This is a genomic window from Streptococcus penaeicida, assembly GCF_002887775.1.
In the GTDB taxonomy this organism is placed as follows: Bacteria; Bacillota; Bacilli; order Lactobacillales; family Streptococcaceae; genus Streptococcus; species Streptococcus penaeicida.
In genome coordinates this window covers 1-215 of the sequence record NZ_LOCM01000108.1, presented here as the reverse complement: position 1 = coordinate 215, position 215 = coordinate 1, and the positions used below count along the sequence as shown (strand labels likewise).

At 45.6% G+C, this 215-nt stretch carries 1 tRNA gene; it reads left to right on the top strand.

The annotated features are described in order from the left end of the window. Positions 1-19 precede the first annotated feature (19 nt). A tRNA-Ala gene (locus AT575_RS10480) sits at positions 20-92 on the top strand. Positions 93-215: the final 123 nt, after the last annotated feature.

Here is a 215-nt window from a genome sequence, read left to right as displayed (position 1 = left end):
AACAACCAGTTTATTAGTCGGGGCCTTAGCTCAGCTGGGAGAGCGCCTGCTTTGCACGCAGGAGGTCAGCGGTTCGATCCCGCTAGGCTCCATTATCTAGGATACAAAGAGATGTTCGGCTAGCGAAATTTCTGTAGAAAATTAGGAATCTGACACCGTGTGCTTGCACACAAGGAAGATTATCTATTTTCCTAAGAAATTAATCTCGTGTTCAA